The following is a 1,993-nucleotide window of genomic DNA, read 5'->3' on the forward strand; positions in this document are numbered from 1 at the left end:
ACAAATTCAAACTAAAATCTTGTCAGGTGAATTAATAGAAGGAGCCGCTTTACCTTCTATTAGACAATTGGCTAAAGATTTAAGAGTCAGTATGATCACTACAAAACGGGCATATGAGGAATTGGAGAAAGCTGGGTTCATCTACTTAATTGTTGGGAAAGGCTCATTTGTAGCAGAGCAGAATTTAGATGTTATTCGAGAGAAAAAACTCCGCGTAATTGAAGAACAATTAAGTGCGGTTGTCTCGAACAGTAAGGAATCTGGGCTATCTTATGAAGAATTACAAGATTTGTTAAAGATGCTGTACGAGGAGTGAGAGAAATGGGAAATGTAATAGAGTTCCAGGGGGTTTCTAAAAAGTTTGAGACATTAACGATAGATAATGTAGATTTACAGATAAAAGAAGGATATACAACAGGATTTATTGGTCCGAATGGATCTGGCAAATCTACTATGATTAAGTTAATGATGAATCTATTACAGCCAGATAAGGGAAATGTAAGTGTATTTGGACAAAACTATGGCAGCCATGAAAAAGAAATTAAAAACCGTATAGGCTTTGTGTACGACAGCAATATATTTTATCAATCCCTCAACTTAAAGGAAATCAGTAAAATAGTTGCTCCAGCTTATAAAGAATGGGATGATCAACAATTTAATCAGTATGTTAATCAATTTGAGCTGCCTCTAAATAAATCCATTAAAAATTTCTCAAAAGGGATGAAAATGAAAGCTTCTATAGCTATTGCCTTATCTCATCATGCAGAATTAATTATTATGGATGAATCGACATCAGGATTAGATCCTACATTTCGCAGAGAGTTGTTAGACATTTTTCAAGAAATTATGGTAGACGAGGGAAGGTCTATATTTTTTTCAACGCATACTACAAGTGATTTAGAACGTTTTGCGGATTATATTGTATTAGTCGATAAAGGAAAAATTCTTCTTAACAAGCCTCTAGATGAGTTACAGGAACAATATGTCATTGTAAAAGGAAGTGCGGATTTACTTGACAGAGATACAGAAGCACATTTCATTGACGTAGAACGATCTCACGGTGTATTTCAAGCTTTGTCAAACAACCCAGAGGAAGTACAAAAAGTCTTTGAGGATCATGTCGTGATAGAGAAGGCCTCTTTAGATGAAATTATGTATTATATGAAGTCTGCTCAAAGGAGCAAGGTAAATAGTTAATCATAAATAGCAATTTAACACGAGCTTTTTCTCTGGATTGATTGAAGCAGCAAGCGGCGAAAGAGTGTGAGAAGTCTGAGATATGAGCGTTCATCAATTCTATAACGTTTTAAAAGACTTTAATAATATTAAAGTCTCAGAGTGTAGACAAAAGGGTTGGAAATCAAAACGATTTCCAATCCTTTTGCTATTATCGCAGTTTACATTCTGGAAAAAGAGTTGATTCAAATCGCGATTTTGTTTATTTTACGCCATTTTTGGCGTTTTCCAGGTGCAGCTGGCCAACTTCTTAAGATATTAAGGCAGCAAAAGTTAGCATCGCCTGCATGGACAATTTTTAAGATCCTTTAAGTTGTCCATCGCATACCATGCTTTTCTTTGGCATCGACAAAGACACGCTCGATCGTCTCTTTACGATTCCTGTAAATTTCTTTCATTTCATAGTTATGACGTAAGTCCTCAGCTACATCCAAATAGTCTTGCCAGATATGACGTTGAATCATCTTTTGTTTATACTTACTCTCTGCGTTCATTGGTTTGATTTTTCGTCATCATATCCATCCCCTCATTCATTTTATAGGAGGCCCCGTTGATTGGAGCGAAGCACGGCGACTCCAGTGGGAACAGCGCGAGCTGAAGACCCTGGACTGAGCGAAGCGAGGGAGTTTCAAGGAGGGAAAACTAAGGACGTCACATCGTGTGACAACGTTTTCCTGACCAACATCCTGTTGGCCTAAGCCGTGCCCACGGAAAGCGTCCGTTCGTAGCGGAAATCAACTCTTCCTCGCGTTACTTC

Annotated in this window: 2 protein-coding genes and 1 pseudogene; 2 read left to right on the forward strand and 1 reads right to left on the reverse strand. The window is 37.5% G+C overall.

Going from position 1 to position 1,993, the window contains the following annotated elements; translation table 11 throughout:
- Both AC06OU_RS08335 and AC06OU_RS08340 read left to right on the forward strand, forming a co-directional pair.
- Positions 1–316, forward strand: a 316-nt coding sequence (locus AC06OU_RS08335) for a GntR family transcriptional regulator (protein ID WP_475855163.1), incomplete at its 5' end; no start/stop codon positions are given.
- A gap of 5 nt (positions 317–321) precedes the next feature.
- A complete protein-coding gene (locus AC06OU_RS08340) occupies positions 322–1,197 on the forward strand; it encodes an ABC transporter ATP-binding protein (protein ID WP_475855164.1) in 876 nt (291 codons plus the stop codon).
- A 246-nt stretch (positions 1,198–1,443) separates the two neighbouring features.
- On the opposite strand, the pseudogene AC06OU_RS08345 reads toward AC06OU_RS08340, so the two are convergent.
- Positions 1,444–1,721, reverse strand: a pseudogene (locus tag AC06OU_RS08345) (transposase); the annotation flags it as partial.
- Positions 1,722–1,993 lie beyond the last annotated feature (272 nt).

The sequence above is a fragment of the Psychrobacillus sp. genome, assembly GCF_056205495.1.